The following is a 17,384-nucleotide window of genomic DNA, read 5'->3' as shown; positions in this document are numbered from 1 at the left end:
CCCGGCCATGACACGCTCTGGCTGCGAGCAACGCGCTCCCGTCCGGATTTTCTTCATTTGGGAAAAGCCTGGTCGAGTCCGTGGTGATTCCAGCCGTCGGACGGCTCAAGCCCCTGATTCCGGCGGCAAACTCGGACCGCGCCGCGAGCGCCCGAGATCAGCGTCTTTCGCGTTGCCGGCAACGCGTTACCGGGCTGACATGAAACTGTCATGCGACTGTTATAATCGAAGGCTATTGGCCTCAGCGGCGCCGGCAAGAAGTGGCGCCGAGAGACCATCTTCCGAACAGGAGCAGGCCACATGAGACATTTCATCCGCTCGGCGGCCGTTGCGATTGCAATGGCTGCGGCGTCCACCCTCACCCTTTCCGCAGCAATGGCAGCTGACCTTTCCGGCGCCGGCTCGACCTTCATCTATCCGGTGTTCGCCAAATGGGCCGACACCTACAAGAAGGATACTGGCATCGGCCTCAACTATCAGTCGATCGGCTCGGGCGGCGGCATCAAGCAGGTCATCGCCAAGACCGTGACCTTCGGCGCCACCGACAAGCCGATGTCCGACGCCGATCTGGAAAAGAACGGCCTCGTGCAGTTCCCGATGGTGATGGGCGGCATCGTGCCGATCGTCAACCTCACGGGCATCAAGCCGGGCGAACTCGTCCTCGACGGCAAGACGCTGGCCCAGATCTATCTCGGCGCGATCACCACCTGGGACGATGCCGCGATCAAGGCCCTGAACCCGGACCTTAAGCTGCCGTCGACCGCTATCGCCGTCGTTCATCGTTCGGACGGCTCGGGCACGACCTTCAACTTCACTGACTACCTCGTGAAGCTCTCGCCCGACTGGAAGGACAAGGTCGGCTCGGATACGGCCGTCGAATGGCCGACGGGCGTCGGCGCCAAGGGCAGCGAAGGCGTTGCCAACACCGTCAAGCAGACCGACGGCGGCATCGGCTATGTCGAATATGCCTATGCCAAGCAGAACAATCTCTCCTACTCCAAGATGCTGAACGCCGCCGGCAAGGTCGTCGAGCCGTCGCTCGAATCCTTCGGCGCGGCTGCTTCGAACGCCGACTTCAAGGGCGCCAAGAACTTCAACGTCATCATCACCAACGAGCCGGGCGACGCCACCTGGCCGATCGCTGCCTCGACCTGGGTGCTGATCCACAAGACCCCGGACGATGCCGCGGCCACCGGCGAAGCGCTCAAGTTCTTTGCCTGGGCCTACAAGGACGGCAAGGAAACCGCCAAGGCGCTCGACTATGTGTCGATCCCCGATAGCGTCGTCGACCTGATCAAGGCTTCGTGGAAGGCCGACATCAAGGCCGACGGCAAGCCCGTCTACGCCGGCGAGTAATATCTTTCTGGAGGAGCGCCGCCCCGCGGCGCTCCTTTTCAATCAACACAAAGAGCCGAGCTTGACATGAGCGCTGCCCACGAAGCCTTGCCAGCCATTCGAGGTTCACGCGACGCCACCGTCAGACGGTTCGCGTTGACCGATTCGATCTTCCATGGGCTGACCCGCGCCGCCGCCATTCTCGTGCTGGTGCTGCTCGGGGGCGTCGCCATCTCGCTGTTCGCCGGTTCCTGGCAGGCACTGTCGACCTTCGGCTTCTCCTTTCTGACCACCGAGAGCTGGAATCCCGTCACCGAGAAATTCGGCGCCTTGGCACCCATCTATGGCACCATCATCACTTCGGCCATCGCCATCCTGATCGCTGTGCCGCTCGGTATCGGCATCGCCATTTTTCTCACCGAGCTTTGCCCGCGTCCGCTCCGGCGCCCGATCGGCATGGCCGTGGAACTGCTGGCCGGCATCCCCTCGATCATCTACGGTATCTGGGGCCTGTTCGTGCTGGCACCGTTCCTGCAGACGACAGTGCAACCTTTCATCATCAACGTGTTCCACGGCATTCCCGGCCTTAACAGCCTGTTCGCCGGGCCTCCTTATGGCATCGGCCTGCTGACCTCGGCGATGATCCTGGCCATCATGATCCTGCCTTTCATCACCTCGATCACCAAGGATGTGTTCGACACGGTGCCGCCGGTGCTGAAGGAGTCCGCCTACGGCATTGGCTGCACGACCTGGGAGGTAACACGCCGGGTCGTCGTCCCCTACACCCGCATCGGCATCATGGGCGGCGTCATGCTTGCGCTCGGCCGTGCACTCGGTGAAACCATGGCGGTCACCTTCGTCATCGGCAACGCCCACCGGATCAGCGCCTCGCTGTTCGCGCCGGCAACGACGATCTCGGCAACCATCGCCAACGAATTCACCGAAGCCGTCGGCGATCTCTACACCTCCTCGTTGGTGGCGCTCGGTCTGATCCTGTTCGTCATCACCTTCCTCATCCTTGCCATCGCCCGCTACATGCTGATGCGCATCGATGCCCGTACCGGAGTCTGACCGATGTCGACAGCCGCATCGCTTCACCAGAGCCGCAAGCGCAAGAACGGCGTGATGATGACGCTCTGCGTCATCGCCGCCGGCATCGGCCTTGCTTGGCTGGCACTGATCCTCGGCGCGCTGCTCTATAAGGGCCTGTCGGGCGTTTCGCTCTCAGTGTTCACGGAAATGACCCCGCCGCCCGGTGATGCCGGTGGCCTGCTCAACGCCATCTACGGCAGCATCGTGATGACCATTATCGGCATCGTCGTCGGCACGCCGATCGGCGTGCTGGCCGGCACCTACATGGCCGAATATGGCCGCTTTTCGAAGCTCACCACCGTGGTGCGCTTTATCAACGACATCCTGCTGTCGGCGCCCTCAATCATCATCGGCCTGTTCGTCTACGAATTGATGGTGCGGCCGATGGGGCATTTCTCGGCCATCGCCGGTGCCGTGGCACTGGCCATCCTGGTCATTCCCGTCGTGGTGCGTACCACCGAGGACATGCTCAACCTTGTGCCGAACGCTTTGCGCGAGGCCGGCACGGCGATTGGCGCGCCGCGCTGGGTGGTGATCCGTTCGGTGGCCTACCGCGCGGCGATGTCCGGCATCGTCACCGGCATATTGTTGGCCATTGCCCGCATTTCCGGCGAGACGGCGCCGCTACTCTTCACAGCGCTCAACAACCAGTTCTGGTCGAGCAATCTCAATGCGCCGATGGCCAGCCTGCCGGTGACCATCTTCCAGTTCGCTCTCAGCCCTTACGAGGAGTGGCAGCAACTGGCGTGGACCGGCGCACTCATAATCACATTGACGGTTCTCGCGCTCAGCATCTTTGCGCGCAGCCTGACCGGACGCAGAGAGGACAAATGAGCCAGATGTTGTCTCCAGACATGACGATTGCGACAGAGGCAGCCGCCAAGGCGAAGATCGAGGTCAAGAACCTCAATTTCTACTACGGCCAGTCGAAGGCGCTGAAAGACATCACCTTGTCGCTGCCCGAGCGCAGCGTGACGGCCTTCATCGGACCGTCGGGTTGCGGAAAGTCGACGCTGCTGCGCGTCTTCAACCGCATCTACGAGCTCTACCCCAAGCAGACCGCCGAGGGTCAGGTGCTGCTCGACGGCCAGAACGTTCTCGACCGCTCGCAGGACCTCAACCTGTTGCGCACCAAGATCGGCATGGTGTTCCAGAAGCCGACGCCGTTCCCGATGTCGATCTATGAGAATATCGCCTTCGGCGTCAGGCTCTATGAGAAGATCGGCAAGGCCGAGATGGACGGCCGTGTCGAGCAGGCGTTGAAACGCGCCGCGCTGTGGAACGAGGTCAAGGACAAGCTCAATGCCAGCGGCCTCAGCCTGTCGGGCGGCCAGCAGCAGCGGCTTTGCATCGCCCGCACCGTGGCGGTCAAGCCGGAGGTCATCCTGCTCGACGAACCGGCCTCGGCGCTCGACCCATTGTCGACCGCCAAGATCGAGGAATTGATCGACGAGTTGCAGGCCGACTACACGATCGTCATCGTCACCCACAACATGCAGCAGGCCGCGCGCGTGTCGAAGCAGACGGCTTTCATGTATCTGGGCGAGCTGGTCGAATTCGACAAAACCGAGAAAATCTTCACGTCGCCTCGCGAGAAGCGCACGCAGGACTACATCACCGGCCGCTTCGGCTGATCTCACGCATACGAGGACCAGGATCATGGCCGAACACACAGTCGCAGCCTTCGACGAGGATCTCGGGCAGATCAGCAGGCTGATCAGCGACATGGGCGATCTCGCCGGCACGATGGTCGGCGGCGCCACCAAGGCGCTGCTGAATTCCGACAACGCGCTGGCACAGCGCGTGGTCTCCGACGACGCCATCATGGACGCGCGCCAGCGCGAACTCGATGATCGCGCCATCACCCTGATCGCCAAGCGCCAGCCGATGGCCGACGATCTGCGTCATGTCGTCGGCTCGATCCGCATGGCGGGCGATCTCGAACGCATCGGCGACCTTGCCAAGAACATCGCCAAGCGCGTCGGCTCGGTCGGCCTCACCGCCACGCCGCGCGACCTGTCGCATTCCATCGACTCCATGGCGCAGCTGGTGCTGATCCAGGTGCAGGGCGTCGTCGAGGAATATGCGGCCGGCGATGCCGCCGCCCTCGCCAAGCTCAGGAATGACGACGAACGCATCGACGTCAAATACACTTCGGTCTTCCGCGAACTCCTGACCTACATGATGGAGGATCCCCGCAACATCACGGCTTGCACGCATCTTTTGTTCTGCGCCAAGAATCTCGAACGCATCGGCGACCATGTGACCAACATCGCCGAGAATGCGTATTATGTGCTGACCGGCACGCAACTGCCCGCCAACCGTCCGAAGCAGGACGAGACGGCGATGTCGGTGCCGGCGGCTTGACGGCAGGGATGATCGATCGATGATCGCGCCACGCATCATGGTGGTGGAGGACGAGGAGCCGCTGGGCGTGCTCCTCCGCTACAATCTGGAGTCCGAGGGTTACCAGGTCGAGGTGGTGACACGCGGCGACGAAGCCGAGATACGCCTCCAGGAAAACGTGCCCGACCTGCTGGTGCTCGACTGGATGGTGCCGGCGGTTTCCGGCATCGAACTCTGTCGGCGCCTGCGCATGCGGCCCGAGACGGAGCGATTGCCGATCATCATGCTGACGGCGCGCGGCGAGGAGAGCGATCGCGTGCGCGGCCTCTCGACCGGCGCCGACGACTATCTGGTCAAGCCGTTCTCGACGCCGGAATTCATGGCCCGGGTCAAGGCGCTGCTGCGCCGCGCCAAACCGGAAGTGCTGTCCAGCGTGCTCAAGGTCGGCGACATCGTGCTCGACCGCGAATCGCACCGGGTCTATCGCAAGAAGAGCGAGATCCGGCTCGGACCGACCGAGTTCAGGCTGCTCGAATTCATGATGCGCCATCCCGGCCGCGTGTTCTCGCGCAGCCAGTTGCTCGACAATGTCTGGGGCGAGACGATCTACATCGACGAGCGCACCGTGGATGTGCATGTCGGCCGCCTGCGCAAGGCGGTCAACAATGGCCGCATGCCCGATGTGATACGCACCATCCGTGGCGCAGGCTACGCAATTCGCGAGGACTGAGATCAGGCCACGTTCTTGCCGGATCTCACCTGCACACCCGGCGCGAAGATCTCCTGGTCGACGAAGGTGAGCGCGCGCATGGCGCAGCCCTCGCGGATCAGCGGCAATTCGTTCGGCTCTGTATCGAAGGAAATCGACGTCGAATGCTGGCCGCCGGCGGTCTGGGCGATGGCCTCGCGCAGGGCCGGCTCGATCAGATCGAAGGCGGCGGCGCTGACGCCGACCATCGCAACCGGCGCCGGATCGATCAGCGCGAACAAGCTGCCAAGGCCATAGCCCAGCGCCTCGCCGGCCTTGCGATAGGCCTCGCGCTCCGGTCCGTCTCTTTCGCGCGCCGTGGCCGCCAATGCGCGCATGTCGGCGTCGCTGACGTCGACCGGTTTGGCGTCCTCACCCATCTGTCCTGCATTACGCCAGATGGCATAGTTGCCGGCATAGGCCTCGACGCAGCCGCGCCGCCCGCAGCGGCAGAGCGCGCCGCCGGGGCGATGGATCATGTGGCCGAACTCGCCGCCTGAGGAATGGGTGCCGGTGAACAGCTCGCCCTTCAGCACCAGGCCCATGCCGATGCCGTGCGAGAGCAGGATGGCGATGAAGTCGTCGCGGTAGCGCTCGGGGTCGCGCCAGCGCAGCGCCACAGCCATCATGTTGCAGTCGTTCTCCATGGTGGCGGGGATGCCGAATTCGGCTTCGAGTATATCGGCGAAGGCAATGTCCGTCTGCGGCGTGATCGGCGACCACAGCATGGCGCGCGCCTCGGTGTCGGTGATGCCCTGGATCGCCAGCGCGATGCGGGCAATGCTGGCGACATCGAGGTCGGGATCCTCGAGGCGGCGCCGGACGATGGCCACGCATTCGCCGATCAGCGCCTCGCGCGACATGGTCAGCGTGTCCAGCCGGCGCTGCTCCTCCGATATCACCTGGCCGGCGTAGTCGATGACGGCGACGGAGAGGAAATTCAGCGACAGCACCACGGTCATGACCGCCGCGGCCTCGGGGTTGAGACAAAGGCCCACCTGCGGCCGGCCGCGTTTCAGTGAGCCGGCCTCGTTCGGCTTGCCTTCGCTCAGGATACCTTCGCCGATCAGGTCGGCTGATATCGCCGATATGGTCGAGTGGCTCAGGGCGGTGGTGGCGGCGATCTCAGTGCGCGAGGGCTGGCCACCCCGGCGCACGGCTCCAATCACCATTGCGCGGTTGCGCCGGCGCAGATCGTCGTGGCGGATTCCGACCGACATGATTTCCCTCCCCGTCGCCGCGGTTCTTGACGCCCCTCGAACACCTCCGGCAACGGGTCGAATACTGGCAGAAGCGGCTGGGGCTGTCATTTATTTATTGCGGGGCTCGAAAAAAGGCTTCCGGCACCTCAAAATCCGTCAGAATCGATGTTGACAGTGTTCCGGCGATGGACCAGTGTTTTTTCGAGGCTCGAAAAAATTAGGGCCTTTGTGCCGGCCTTAGGGCCAGTTTGGTCGCGCCACACGCGGGCGCAGGGAGGATATCATGAAGAGATTCACAGTCGCCATTCTGGCGGGTGTCGCCATGTCGCTGACGCTGGCGTCGGTCGCGCAGGCGAAGGGCAAGGTTATCGGCGTGTCGTGGTCCAACTTCCAGGAGGAGCGCTGGAAGACCGACGAGGCCGCCATGAAGAAGGCGATCGAGGCCGCGGGCGACAAGTACATTTCCGCCGATGCGCAGTCCAATCCTGGCAAGCAGCTGACCGATGTCGAGAGCCTGATTTCGCAGGGTGCCAATTCGCTGATCATCCTGGCGCAGGACGCGTCGGCCATCGGCCCGGCGGTACAGAAGGCGCTCGACGAGGGCATTCCGGTCGTCGGCTATGACCGCCTGATCGAGAACAAGGACGTCTTCTACCTGACCTTCGACAACAAGGAAGTCGGCCGCATGCAGGCCCGCGAAGTGTTCAAGGTGAAGCCTGAGGGCAATTACGTCTTCATCAAGGGCTCGGGCGCCGATCCGAATGCCGACTTCCTGTTCTCGGGCTCTATGGAAGTGCTGAAAGCGGCAATAGACAGCGGCAAGATCAAGAATGTCGGCGAAGCCTATACGGACGGCTGGCTGCCCGCCAACGCCCAGAAGAACATGGAACAGTTCCTCACCGCCAACGACAACAAGGTCGACGCCGTGGTCGCCGCCAATGACGGCACCGCCGGCGGCGTCGTTGCGGCGCTGACGGCGCAGGGGCTCGCCGGCACCGTGCCGGTCTCCGGCCAGGACGGCGACCACGCCGCGCTCAACCGCATCGCGCTCGGCACCCAGACCGTGTCGGTGTGGAAGGACGCGCGCGAACTCGGCAAGAACGCCGCCGAGATCGCCTCGCAACTCGCCGACGGCAAGAAGATGACCGACATCGCCGGCGTGAAGGACTTCACGACGCCTGGCGGCAACACCGTCAAGTCGCTGTTCCTGACCCCGGTGGCCATCACCAAGGACAATCTCAACCTCGTCATCGACGCCGGCTGGATCAAGAAGGACGAAGTCTGCACGGGCGTTGCCGCGGGCAGCGTCGCGGCCTGCAACTGAGCTTGATCGCCTGAAAAGTCGGAAGCGCCGCGGCGTGGAACGGCCAGTGTTTCTGAACACTGGCCGTTCCAATTTCCTTGTTTTCGCAATTCCGGACGAAAAACCGCTACGCACTTTTCCTGGGAATTGCTTCCAAGCCGCGGCGTTTTCCCAACAAGATTTGTGTTTCCGCCGCTGGCGGCTAACTTCTGGGCTCTGGTCCGGCATCCGCGTCAGACAGCAAGCCGCTGGGAGGACATCATGACCGACACGACCTCAACCTCGCAGGCCGATACGGCGCGTGCGTCGGAACTCGGCGCGGTCGCGCGTTTCCTGAAGGCGACCGAGATCGATACCCGCATGCTCGGCATGATCGGCGCGCTGCTGCTGATCTGGGTCGCGCTGCATGTGATTTCGAGCCTGCGTCTTGGCGTCAATCCGCTCGATTTCGACAGCCGCACGTTTCTCACGCCACGCAACCTGTGGAACCTGTCGGTGCAGACGTCCGCGGTCGCCATCATGGCCTGCGGCATGGTGCTGGTCATCGTCATGCGCAACATCGACCTGTCCGTCGGTTCCGCCGAGGGCTTGATCGGCATGGTCATGGGCTTTGCGCAGGTACATTTCCTGGTTCGGTTCGTAGGACTTGAACTCGGCAACCCATGGATCTGGGTCCTGGCACTGGTCATCGGTCTGGCGCTCGGGCTTTTGATCGGCGCCTTCCAGGGCTTCGTCATCGCCTATCTCGAAGTGCCGGCCTTCATCGTCACGCTGGGTGGCCTGCTGGTCTGGCGCGGCGCCGCCTGGTGGGTCACGTCAGGCCAGACGGTGGCACCGCTCGACGCCACGTTCCAGCTTATGGGCGGCGGACCGGCCGGATCGATCGGCGCCACCTGGAGCTGGGTCGTCGGCATCGTCGCCTGCCTGGCCGTCGTGTTCGCGCTGTTCAACGGGCGGGTCCAGCGCAAGCGCTTCCGCTTCCCCCTGCGGCCGATCTGGGCCGAGACGCTGCTCGGCGTCGTCACCTGCGCCGTCATCATGGGCGCGGTCTGGCTGGCCAACTCCTATCCATGGCCGATCGGGATCGTGAACCGGTACGCGGCCGCCAACAACATCACCGTGCCGGAGGGCGGGCTGTTCATCGCCCACGGCATCGCCATACCGGTGCTGATGGCGGTCGCCGTCGGTCTGGTCATGACCTTCATCACCAACCGCACCCGTTTCGGCCGTTATGTCTTTGCTATCGGCGGCAATCCGGAAGCGGCCAATCTCGCCGGCATCAACACGCGCTGGATCACCATGAAGGTGTTCATGATCATGGGCGTGCTGGCCACGATCGCCGCCGCCATTTCGTCGGCCCGGCAGAACTCGTCCACCAATGTGCTGGGAACATTGGATGAGCTGCTGGTCATTGCCGCGGCCGTCATCGGCGGCACCTCGCTTGCCGGCGGCTCGGGAACCATCATCGGCGCCATGCTCGGTGCATTGCTGATGCAGTCGCTGCAGTCGGGCATGGTGCTGCTCGGTGTCGATTCGCCGTTGCAGAGCATCGTCGTCGGCGCCGTGCTGGTCATCGCCGTCTGGCTCGACACCGTCTATCGCAAGCGGGTTTAGGGATACGACCATGGCTGACAAAACCGCTCCCGTAAGGGCCCTCACAACTGCGCCCACTGGCACGCCGCTGGTCGACATGCGCAACATCTCGATCGCCTTCGGCGGCATCCGCGCCGTCGACGACGCCTCGATCGATCTTTTCCCCGGCGAGGTCGTGGCGCTGCTCGGCCATAACGGCGCCGGCAAGTCGACGCTGATCAAGATCCTGTCCGGCGCCTACAAGCGCGATGCGGGCCAGATCTTCGTCAATGGCGAGGAGGCAGCGATCTCCAACCCGCGCGACGCCAAGAAATACGGCATCGAGACGATCTACCAGACGCTGGCGCTGGCCGACAATGTCGACGCCGCCGCCAACCTGTTCCTCGGCCGCGAACTGATGACCGCCTGGGGCACGCTCGACGACGTCGCCATGGAGGCCGAGGCGCGCAAGGTGATGGGGCGGCTCAATCCTCGCTTCCAGCGCTTCAAGGAACCGGTGATCAAGCTGTCGGGCGGTCAGCGGCAATCGGTGGCGATCGCCCGCGCGATCCTGTTCAATGCCCGCATCCTGATCATGGACGAGCCGACGGCGGCACTTGGGCCCCAGGAAACCGCCCAGGTCGGCGAGTTGGTCAGGCAGCTCAAATCCGATGGCATCGGCATTTTCCTGATCAGCCACGACATCCACGACGTGTTCGAGCTGGCCGACCGTGTCTGCGTGATGAAGAATGGCCAGGTGGTCGGTACCGCCCGCACGACTGACGTCACGCAGGACGAGGTGCTTGGGATGATCATCCTGGGCAAATGTCCTCCAGGTGCCATACCGGGGCCGGGCGCGCTGAAGATCGCCGCCTGAGGCCGGTCAGGCCGCTTCGGGCACGCCCCGATGCCGGTCACGTGATATGCCAGTGATCACGATGGTGTGGCCTGACCATTGTGTTGACCCGGCGACTTGCCCATAAAAGGTCCTGTTTTGCTCATGGACCGCATCATCCGTTGAAGAAGCTTTTTCCAATCGTCGCGTTCATTGCCGTTGCACTGATCAGCATGACCATGGCGGGGTTCGCTTATTTCGCGACGCAGGAAGCCGCCCGCATCAAGTTCGAAGGGGCGGCCGATGACGCCCTCAACCGGATCGAGAGCCGCATCGACCTTCACCTGTCGCTGCTGCGCTCGACACAGGCCCTGTTCGACGCACGTAACGGCGATATTTCCCAGAACGAGTTCAAGGCATTCTTCAAGGCGCTGGATGTCGACAACAATTTCGCCGGCCTGCGAGGCATCGGCTTCCTGCGGCTGGTCAGGACGGGCGACGAGGCAGCGGTGGAACGCGACACCCTCCACGATTTCGGCGCCAGTCATCCGGTCTATCCGGATACGACGCAGGCCTGGCGCACGCCGATCGCGCTTTTCGAGCCGCTCGATCCGTCCAACCAGACCATCATCGGCTATGACATGTTCAGCGAGCCGGTGCGGCGTGCGGCGATCGAAAAAGCCATGGCCGATGACCAGCAGCATGCGAGCGGGCTGGTGCAACTCGGCCAGGGCACGGGCGTGGCGCAGACTTTCACGGGCTTCCTGGTCTATGTGCGGCTCAATGTGGAAACCGCACCGGAGGTCATCAACGCATCGCGGTCCTCGACCGCCGGCTTTCTCTATGCGGCCTTTCGGGCCCGGGAACTGTTCCAGATCGCGCTCAGCCGTGCGCCGCTGCTGCCGGTCAACACCGAGATCTATGATGGAGCGGTGAACGGCGACAACCTGTTGTTCCGCTCGGAGACGCCACCGGCCTCATCCCTGGGGGACCGGCTGCTGGTCACCCGCAAGATGACCGTGGCGGGACGCCCTTGGACCGTGTTGTTCAGGCCAACCAGCGCCTTCTCGCAACCCTCTTCGCGCGCCATCCCCGTGATGCTGGGGCTGTTCGGCCTGCTCCTGGCAGGCGCCATCGCGCTGGTGGCGCGCTATCAGGAGCGAGCCTATGACGCGGTGTCGGCCTTGCACGAGACGACGGAAAAAAGCCTGCTCGAAAAGGACCTGATGCTGCAGGAGATGAAGCATCGCATCAAGAACTCCATCACCAGGGTGCTGGCGATCGCGCGGCAGACGGCTTCGCGGGCAACCGACGTCAATGAGTTTTCCGCTTCCTTCTCGGCCAGGCTGCAGGCGATGGCCGCCTCGCAGGATATGTTGACGCGCTCGCGCTGGCAGAAAGCCGGCCTTGCCGATCTGCTGCGCATCGAGCTTGGCCAGGTGTTCGGCAAGGAACTGCCGGACGGGCTCCTGTCAGGCCCGGAGGTGCTGCTCGATGAAACAACGACGCAGGCGCTTGGGCTGACCTTTCATGAACTCGCCACCAACGCGCTGAAATACGGCGAAGCCGGCAATTTCGTTGGCGCTCTCAAGGTGAACTGGTCGCTGGAAGGGCGGGGGCGCGAGCGGACGCTGGCGCTGAACTGGCGGGAGGCGGGGAAGAAGAGGGTAGAGGCGCCATCGCGGACGGGATTCGGCACCAAGCTGATCGATCTCAATGTCACGCGCGAGCTGCGCGGCACGATCAGACGCGATTTTCAGGCCGATGGCCTCAAGGTGGAAATCAAAATTCCACTGGCCGGCTGAAACCCACCCGTCAGCGGCCCTAGCGGCCGACTCCCAGCCACGAAAATCCGGAGGCCCTGGGCCTCCGGATTTTGACTTGTTATCGCTGAATCAGTTGCAGCGGGCCGTGTAGATCCGGCCGCGATGGTCGCGATACTGGCAGTAGCCGTTGCGCAGGTTGCGAACCAGCAGGCCGGAGCCGGCACCGACGGCCGCGCCGATCAGGGCACCCTTGCCGCCGCCGACCAATCCACCCACGCCCGCGCCGATCAAGCCGCCGCCGACGACGTCCTGCTCGGTCGAGGTACAGCCGCTGACGGCAACCACCGCAACCATGGCAATAAGTATTTTCCGCATAGAGTCACTCCTCACTTGTGTCCACACTTTGGTAAGCTCCAACCGCCATTTAGCACGAAACGACGGCCTTTGCTGCTGCAATTTATTGTTGGCTAAGGTCGTCTTTTTCTGGGCGGTTCGTGTTCGATGCCATGACGACGTTGGATACGGCCAACGAAGCGTCAAGACTACCATCTGGCCGCACCTTCCAGACAATCTGATCGTAGTCGTCCTCCAAGGCGGGATCGACCGCGAGGCATTTGGCGACGACATGCTGCGCCTGCCCCTGCACGTCGCCCATCGCGAAGGGGCGCTCAGCGGTGCATTCGTCAGCAGTCGCAAAAACGCTGACAGGGACCTGCAATTCCCGACATTCGGCCATCGTGTTCGAGCAACCGATCACCAGCAGCAACGCGGCTATGTGTTCCATGACAGATGTTCCTCTGGCCGCATTAACGGCCGGCATCGTCAAAAAGTTCCTGTCATTCCAACAGCGTTACACGAATAGTTCGGAGAAAACCGCGGCTCTTCACGCTGCGGCGTTAGCCTGCCCGGCGACTTCAACTGGCGCGACGGAGAGGAGAGCAGATTTAGTCAGGTCAACTGCCAGAAAATGGCCAGCACCATGATCGCGGCTGCGGCAAGAACGATCCCCTTCATCAACCCCCTACCTGCTTCAGGGAGTGCCTCCATGGAGGGTTCGGATTCCAGAAATTCGCCCATCGAAATACGGGCGGCTTGTTCCAATCTGTTCATGTCGGCAATCGTCAAGACATTCCTCCCGTACTGTGCTTCGAGCCTGCCAACAATCTCCAAAGGCGGGGCAGGTTCCGACGGTATCTGGGAAAAACAGCATCCGCGCTTATGGTGAACAGCCGGTTAAGGATTGTTGTTTGCCAGGCTCTCACTGCGTCTCGAAATTGCTGTGCGGCACGACAAGGCGGTATTCGAGGTGGCTCTCGCCGATATCCAGGTTCGCGGTTCCGTTCAGGGATGCCGGCACCACCCGCTCCAACGCGACGCTTCCGAAGCGCCGTTGACCGCCGCCACCGCGATTGGCTTCTATCGTTTCGGCCCATGTCAGCGACAGCGCAACCTCCCCCGTGGCAGCAACGTCGAGTTGGGCGGTAACCTCGACGAAGCCATCCGGCCGGGACAGGGCGCCGTAGCTCAACGAGTTGACGGCAAGTTCATGCATCGCCAGCCCGATATGCAGTGCGGCGTTGGGATTGAGGTAAGGATTGGCGCCACGAAAACGGAGGCTGTGCGACGGGTTCGCGCCATAGCGGCCGACCTGGCCCGCCACCAGTTCATGAAGGGCTGCCCCTCGCCAATTGGAGGATGTCACCAGATCCTGGGAGGAGGCCAGCGACTGCAGCCGGCCGCGGAAGCGCGTCAGGAAATCGCCGATGCCGTCGGAATAGCGACCGGTCTGGGTCGCGATGCTCTGGATGATCGCCAGGAGGTTCTTCGAGCGATGGCTGACTTCCCGCAGCAGCGTCGTCAACGTCTGTTCACGCCGCTTTTGCTCGGTCGTCTCGACCATGGTGGTGACGACGCCCTGTACATCGCCATCGTCGCCTCGGTCGGCATCGACCCAAATCTGAAACCAGCGAACGCCATTCTCGACCGGGACACTGATTTCAAGGCGCTGGGGATTGCCGGTCGCGATCACATCGCGCTTGGCGGCGCCGATGCGGTCGGTCTGCGCCGTCGGCAAAATGCCGTCGCCATCGACATCGTCGGAGGCCCACGGGGCGCGCATGTTGCGGGCCCATACGGTCTTCATCTCGCGATCCTGATAGAGGACGGAAATGCCGGCATTGTGGAGCGCGTGGAGAAGAGCCCGGCCAAGCTGCATGCCGCTCTCCGCGGGATGCAAGGCGATCACTTCATCGCCCCGTGCGCCTTCCTCTCTATCTGAAGTCCTCGAGCGCATCGGTCAACCTGTCCACCCCAACTCAGACTGAACCGCTCACCTGCCACATCGGTTCCAAATGAATCGGGATAACCACCCTTCCTAAAGCGGTCCGCCGGACGGCGTCCAGTAAAGGACACCGCCCGGCGGTGGCTGGAAACCGTTTGAGGGGTGCGGCTTCCAGTGTTCCTCTATTCAGTCGCCAGGCTCACGCCCGTCTGAAAAGGCCGGCCAAAAGCGAAATGACCAGGAATGCGAGGAAGATGAAGAACAATATCTGCGCGATACCGGCGGATGTGCCGGCGATACCGCCGAAACCAAGCGCGCCGGCAATAATCGCCACGACGAGAAATACGAGCGCCCAGTAAAGCATGGTTCATCTCCTTCCAATGATACGGTGAAAACGTGGGTAAATGCGGTTTGTTCCACCATTCGCCGAAAAAGCCGATGCTTGCAAACCGTTCCAGGCAGCGCGGCCCGGAAATTCGCTGGCGGCCGATCCGGCTTGTCAAGAAGGCCACCGAATGCATCGCACCCAGTGGCCTTTTATGTCCTTGTCCGGCTCGCGGAGGCCGCGATTTATGCAGCGGCCTTGGCCTGCCGGTCGAAGAAGAGCGCCTGGCTGATCAGCGCCTTCACCATGTCGGGATTGAACGGCTTGGTCACGAGGAAAGCAGGCTCCGGACGCTCTCCGGTCAGCAGACGCTCGGGAAAAGCGGTGATGAAGATTACCGGCACCGATGTCGACGAGAGGATTTCGTTCACCGCCTCGATGCCCGAGCTGCCGTCGGCGAGCTGGATGTCGGCCAGCACCATCTTCGGTCGGGTCTTGCCGAACATCGTCACCGCTTCGGCATGGGTGCGCGCCGTGCCCACCACCCGATGGCCGAGGCTCTCGACCATCTCCTCTATATCCATGGCAATGAGCGGCTCATCCTCGATGATCAGCACGTCGGTCGCCACCTGACGGGAAATCTCGTTGCTTGCCTGGGCAAGCAGCTCGGAGAACTGCTGGTCGCCGACATCGAGGATCTCGGCCGCCTCGTCCTCGCTGAAACCTTCGACGGCAACCAGCAGGAACGCCTGGCGGGGAAGCGGCGCGATCGCATTGAGATTGGCGGCCGCGCGCTGTTCCCAGCCCGCCTGTGTCTGCTCTTGCGGAACGCGGATGGCAACCGATGTGAAGAGCTTGGCGAAAACCTTGTATAGTGCGATCCGGTCACTGGACGCCTCGGGGAAGATGTCGATATCGGCAATGATCGCTTCAAGCATCGCGGCGACCAGCGCGTCGCCGCTCTCCTGCGATCCCGAGACGGCACGCGAAAAGCGCCGCAGGAACGGCAGATGCGGAGCGATGGTGGCGGACAAGCTCATAATAGACGTCTCCCTCAGATGACGCGTTGAACGGATTCCAGGCTATGCCGATTGCAAGCCCCGTGGGAAACAACGCCGCTTTTCTGAAAAAGTTCCGCCGATATGGAACGAATCACCGGCAATGGCGTTTTAGTGCCGGGATGGGCAACCAGACGAGGGTGCCGCTTGCCTTGTGTTGTGTTGTGAGCGGCTTGAGTTCTGGGAAATAAAGGGCGAAATGAAGGACATGACCAAAGATATTCTGGCTGGCGTCACGGGCAGGCGCCGGAACGGCGACGGCGATCCGTTAGGGCCGAATTCCGAAATCGGACGCAAACTCAAACAATATTACGACGAGCTGGTCTCCGACAATGTGCCGGATCGCTTCGCCCAGTTGCTCAGCCAACTGGAACAGGCCGAACCCGCACAGAAGAAGGACTAGGGACATGGCAGCGGTCTCCCAAGGCTTCAAGACCGATCTGCTTGGGGCGATCCCGAGCTTGCGGGCCTTTGCCGTGTCGCTGACGCAGAATGCCGACAAGGCCGATGACCTCGTTCAGGAAACGTTGGTCAAGGCCTGGGACAAGCATGAAAGCTTCCAGCCCGGCACCAACCTCAAGGCATGGCTTTTCACGATACTGCGCAATGAATTCTATTCGCAAATGCGCAAGCGCGGTCGCGAGGTGCAGGACAGCGACGGCATCATGACGGCCCGGCTAGCAGTGCACCCGGCCCAGCACGGCCAGCTCGACCTCAAGGATTTTCGCGGGGCACTCGAGCAATTGCCGGAGGACCAGCGCGAAGCCATCATCCTGATCGGCGCATCGGGTTTTTCTTATGAGGAGGCCGCCGAAATCTGCGGGTGCGCGGTCGGAACGATCAAAAGCCGCGTCAGCAGGGCCCGCACGCGCCTGCAGGAAATCCTGAAAATCTCAGGTGAGGACGAGTATGGCCCCGACGCGATCTCGGCTCAGGTCACGGGAACGGCTGCGCATTGAAATGCGGGGCCGCATAACGGCGATTCGGACGTTGTCGCGTCAGTCTCAGCCAGGGGAGCCGCGACCATAGGCCAGCGCCACGGCCTCGACGAGGTCTTCGCCCGAATAGGGCTTGGTGACCAGCCTTACCCCCGGGAAAGACGCCTTGATCTCATCCGCATCCGAATAACCGGACGCAAACACGAACGGGACGCCGGTCTCACGAAGGCCCGCGGCAAATTCGAGCGTCGAGGCGCCACCCAGCATCAGGTCGACAATGGCCGCGTCGAAATCCTTCGCGACCTTCCGGCCATCGACTTCGGCCAAATCGCGGGCAACCACCACCTCGCCTGCACCGTGGTCACGGCAGAGTTGCTCGACATCCATGGCGATGAGGAATTCATCCTCCAGGACAAGAATGCGCAATCCATCAAGTAATTGGGGCACAGGCAATTGCTCCTTGAAACGCCGGGAGTCATGATCGTAATTTGGCGTGTTGTCATTTAAAAAAGACATCCGCCGACAGGCCGATCTCGGCAACGCGCAAAAACAGACCTGCTCACGGCAGGCATTCGCAAGGGGT

General features: G+C 62.5%; 20 protein-coding genes. 12 read left to right on the top strand and 8 right to left on the bottom strand.

The window, feature by feature from the left end:
* Positions 1–300 precede the first annotated feature (300 nt).
* The 6 genes from pstS to phoB all read left to right on the top strand — a co-directional run bounded on the left by pstS (position 301) and on the right by phoB (position 5,503).
* On the top strand, positions 301–1,356 hold the full coding sequence (gene pstS / locus LB524_RS12245; protein ID WP_015315383.1) for a phosphate ABC transporter substrate-binding protein PstS: 1,056 nt from the start codon (positions 301–303) through the stop codon (positions 1,354–1,356).
* A 66-nt stretch (positions 1,357–1,422) separates the two neighbouring features.
* The gene (pstC, locus tag LB524_RS12240; protein WP_140712709.1) at positions 1,423–2,406 is read left to right on the top strand and encodes a phosphate ABC transporter permease subunit PstC; all 984 of its coding nucleotides are present in this window, start codon (positions 1,423–1,425) and stop codon (positions 2,404–2,406) included.
* A gap of 3 nt (positions 2,407–2,409) precedes the next feature.
* Positions 2,410–3,261, top strand: coding sequence for a phosphate ABC transporter permease PstA (gene pstA / locus LB524_RS12235; RefSeq protein ID WP_015315385.1), 852 nt, complete (start codon positions 2,410–2,412; stop codon positions 3,259–3,261).
* Positions 3,258–4,061, top strand: a complete 804-nt coding sequence (gene pstB / locus LB524_RS12230) for a phosphate ABC transporter ATP-binding protein PstB (protein ID WP_140509733.1) — start codon at positions 3,258–3,260, stop codon at positions 4,059–4,061. Before pstA ends, pstB begins: the two co-directional genes overlap by 4 nt.
* Before the next feature lie 25 nt (positions 4,062–4,086).
* A complete protein-coding gene (gene phoU, locus LB524_RS12225; protein ID WP_015315387.1) occupies positions 4,087–4,794 on the top strand; it encodes a phosphate signaling complex protein PhoU in 708 nt (235 codons plus the stop codon).
* A 19-nt stretch (positions 4,795–4,813) separates the two neighbouring features.
* Positions 4,814–5,503, top strand: a complete 690-nt coding sequence (gene phoB, locus LB524_RS12220; RefSeq protein ID WP_010911896.1) for a phosphate regulon transcriptional regulator PhoB — start codon at positions 4,814–4,816, stop codon at positions 5,501–5,503.
* Between the two features lie 2 nt (positions 5,504–5,505).
* Here the strand turns inward: phoB and LB524_RS12215 are convergent, their stop codons facing one another.
* Positions 5,506–6,741 carry an ROK family protein gene (locus LB524_RS12215; protein ID WP_140662981.1) on the bottom strand — a complete coding sequence of 412 codons (1,236 nt, stop codon included), beginning with the start codon at positions 6,739–6,741 and terminating at the stop codon, positions 5,506–5,508.
* A gap of 265 nt (positions 6,742–7,006) precedes the next feature.
* Between LB524_RS12215 and xylF the strand changes: the two genes are divergently transcribed.
* From xylF to LB524_RS12195, 4 genes are all read left to right on the top strand, one after another.
* On the top strand, positions 7,007–8,047 hold the full coding sequence (xylF, locus tag LB524_RS12210; protein WP_015315389.1) for a D-xylose ABC transporter substrate-binding protein: 1,041 nt from the start codon (positions 7,007–7,009) through the stop codon (positions 8,045–8,047).
* Positions 8,048–8,287: 240 nt separating this feature from the next.
* Positions 8,288–9,640 carry a sugar ABC transporter permease gene (locus LB524_RS12205; protein ID WP_015315390.1) on the top strand — a complete coding sequence of 451 codons (1,353 nt, stop codon included), beginning with the start codon at positions 8,288–8,290 and terminating at the stop codon, positions 9,638–9,640.
* Between the two features lie 10 nt (positions 9,641–9,650).
* Complete coding sequence (locus tag LB524_RS12200; protein ID WP_015315391.1) at positions 9,651–10,475, top strand: ATP-binding cassette domain-containing protein; 825 nt, start codon at positions 9,651–9,653, stop codon at positions 10,473–10,475.
* Positions 10,476–10,615: 140 nt separating this feature from the next.
* Positions 10,616–12,238: a CHASE domain-containing protein gene (locus LB524_RS12195; RefSeq protein ID WP_224526604.1), complete on the top strand. Its 1,623-nt coding sequence runs from the start codon at positions 10,616–10,618 to the stop codon at positions 12,236–12,238.
* Positions 12,239–12,328: 90 nt separating this feature from the next.
* Here LB524_RS12195 and LB524_RS12190 read toward each other — a convergent pair whose 3' ends face one another.
* From LB524_RS12190 to LB524_RS12165, 6 genes are all read right to left on the bottom strand, one after another.
* A complete protein-coding gene (locus LB524_RS12190; RefSeq protein WP_015315393.1) occupies positions 12,329–12,574 on the bottom strand; it encodes a YMGG-like glycine zipper-containing protein in 246 nt (81 codons plus the stop codon).
* 82 nt (positions 12,575–12,656) lie between these two features.
* A complete protein-coding gene (locus tag LB524_RS12185; protein WP_015315394.1) occupies positions 12,657–12,983 on the bottom strand; it encodes a hypothetical protein in 327 nt (108 codons plus the stop codon).
* A 164-nt stretch (positions 12,984–13,147) separates the two neighbouring features.
* Complete coding sequence (locus LB524_RS12180) at positions 13,148–13,324, bottom strand: hypothetical protein (protein WP_015315395.1); 177 nt, start codon at positions 13,322–13,324, stop codon at positions 13,148–13,150.
* A 133-nt stretch (positions 13,325–13,457) separates the two neighbouring features.
* Positions 13,458–14,492, bottom strand: a complete 1,035-nt coding sequence (locus tag LB524_RS12175) for a sensor histidine kinase (protein ID WP_224526601.1) — start codon at positions 14,490–14,492, stop codon at positions 13,458–13,460.
* A gap of 187 nt (positions 14,493–14,679) precedes the next feature.
* Entirely contained in the window at positions 14,680–14,844 is a 165-nt protein-coding gene (locus LB524_RS12170; RefSeq protein ID WP_010911886.1) for a DUF1328 domain-containing protein, read from the bottom strand.
* A gap of 206 nt (positions 14,845–15,050) precedes the next feature.
* Positions 15,051–15,845, bottom strand: coding sequence for a response regulator (locus LB524_RS12165; RefSeq protein ID WP_224526598.1), 795 nt, complete (start codon positions 15,843–15,845; stop codon positions 15,051–15,053).
* Between the two features lie 217 nt (positions 15,846–16,062).
* Between LB524_RS12165 and LB524_RS12160 the strand changes: the two genes are divergently transcribed.
* A complete protein-coding gene (locus LB524_RS12160) occupies positions 16,063–16,266 on the top strand; it encodes a NepR family anti-sigma factor (RefSeq protein WP_140616734.1) in 204 nt (67 codons plus the stop codon).
* 4 nt (positions 16,267–16,270) lie between these two features.
* Positions 16,271–16,822 (top strand): RNA polymerase sigma factor, encoded by a 552-nt coding sequence (locus LB524_RS12155; RefSeq protein ID WP_010911883.1) that lies wholly within the window; start codon positions 16,271–16,273, stop codon positions 16,820–16,822.
* Positions 16,823–16,867: 45 nt separating this feature from the next.
* On the opposite strand, the gene LB524_RS12150 is transcribed toward LB524_RS12155, so the two are convergent.
* Positions 16,868–17,317, bottom strand: a complete 450-nt coding sequence (locus LB524_RS12150; protein WP_015315399.1) for a response regulator — start codon at positions 17,315–17,317, stop codon at positions 16,868–16,870.
* Between the last annotated feature and the right edge of the window lie 67 nt (positions 17,318–17,384).

The organism is Mesorhizobium sp. ESP6-5 (assembly GCF_020164695.1).
Classification (GTDB): domain Bacteria; phylum Pseudomonadota; class Alphaproteobacteria; order Rhizobiales; family Rhizobiaceae; genus Mesorhizobium; species Mesorhizobium australicum.
This window is presented reverse-complemented; position numbering and strand designations above follow the sequence as displayed.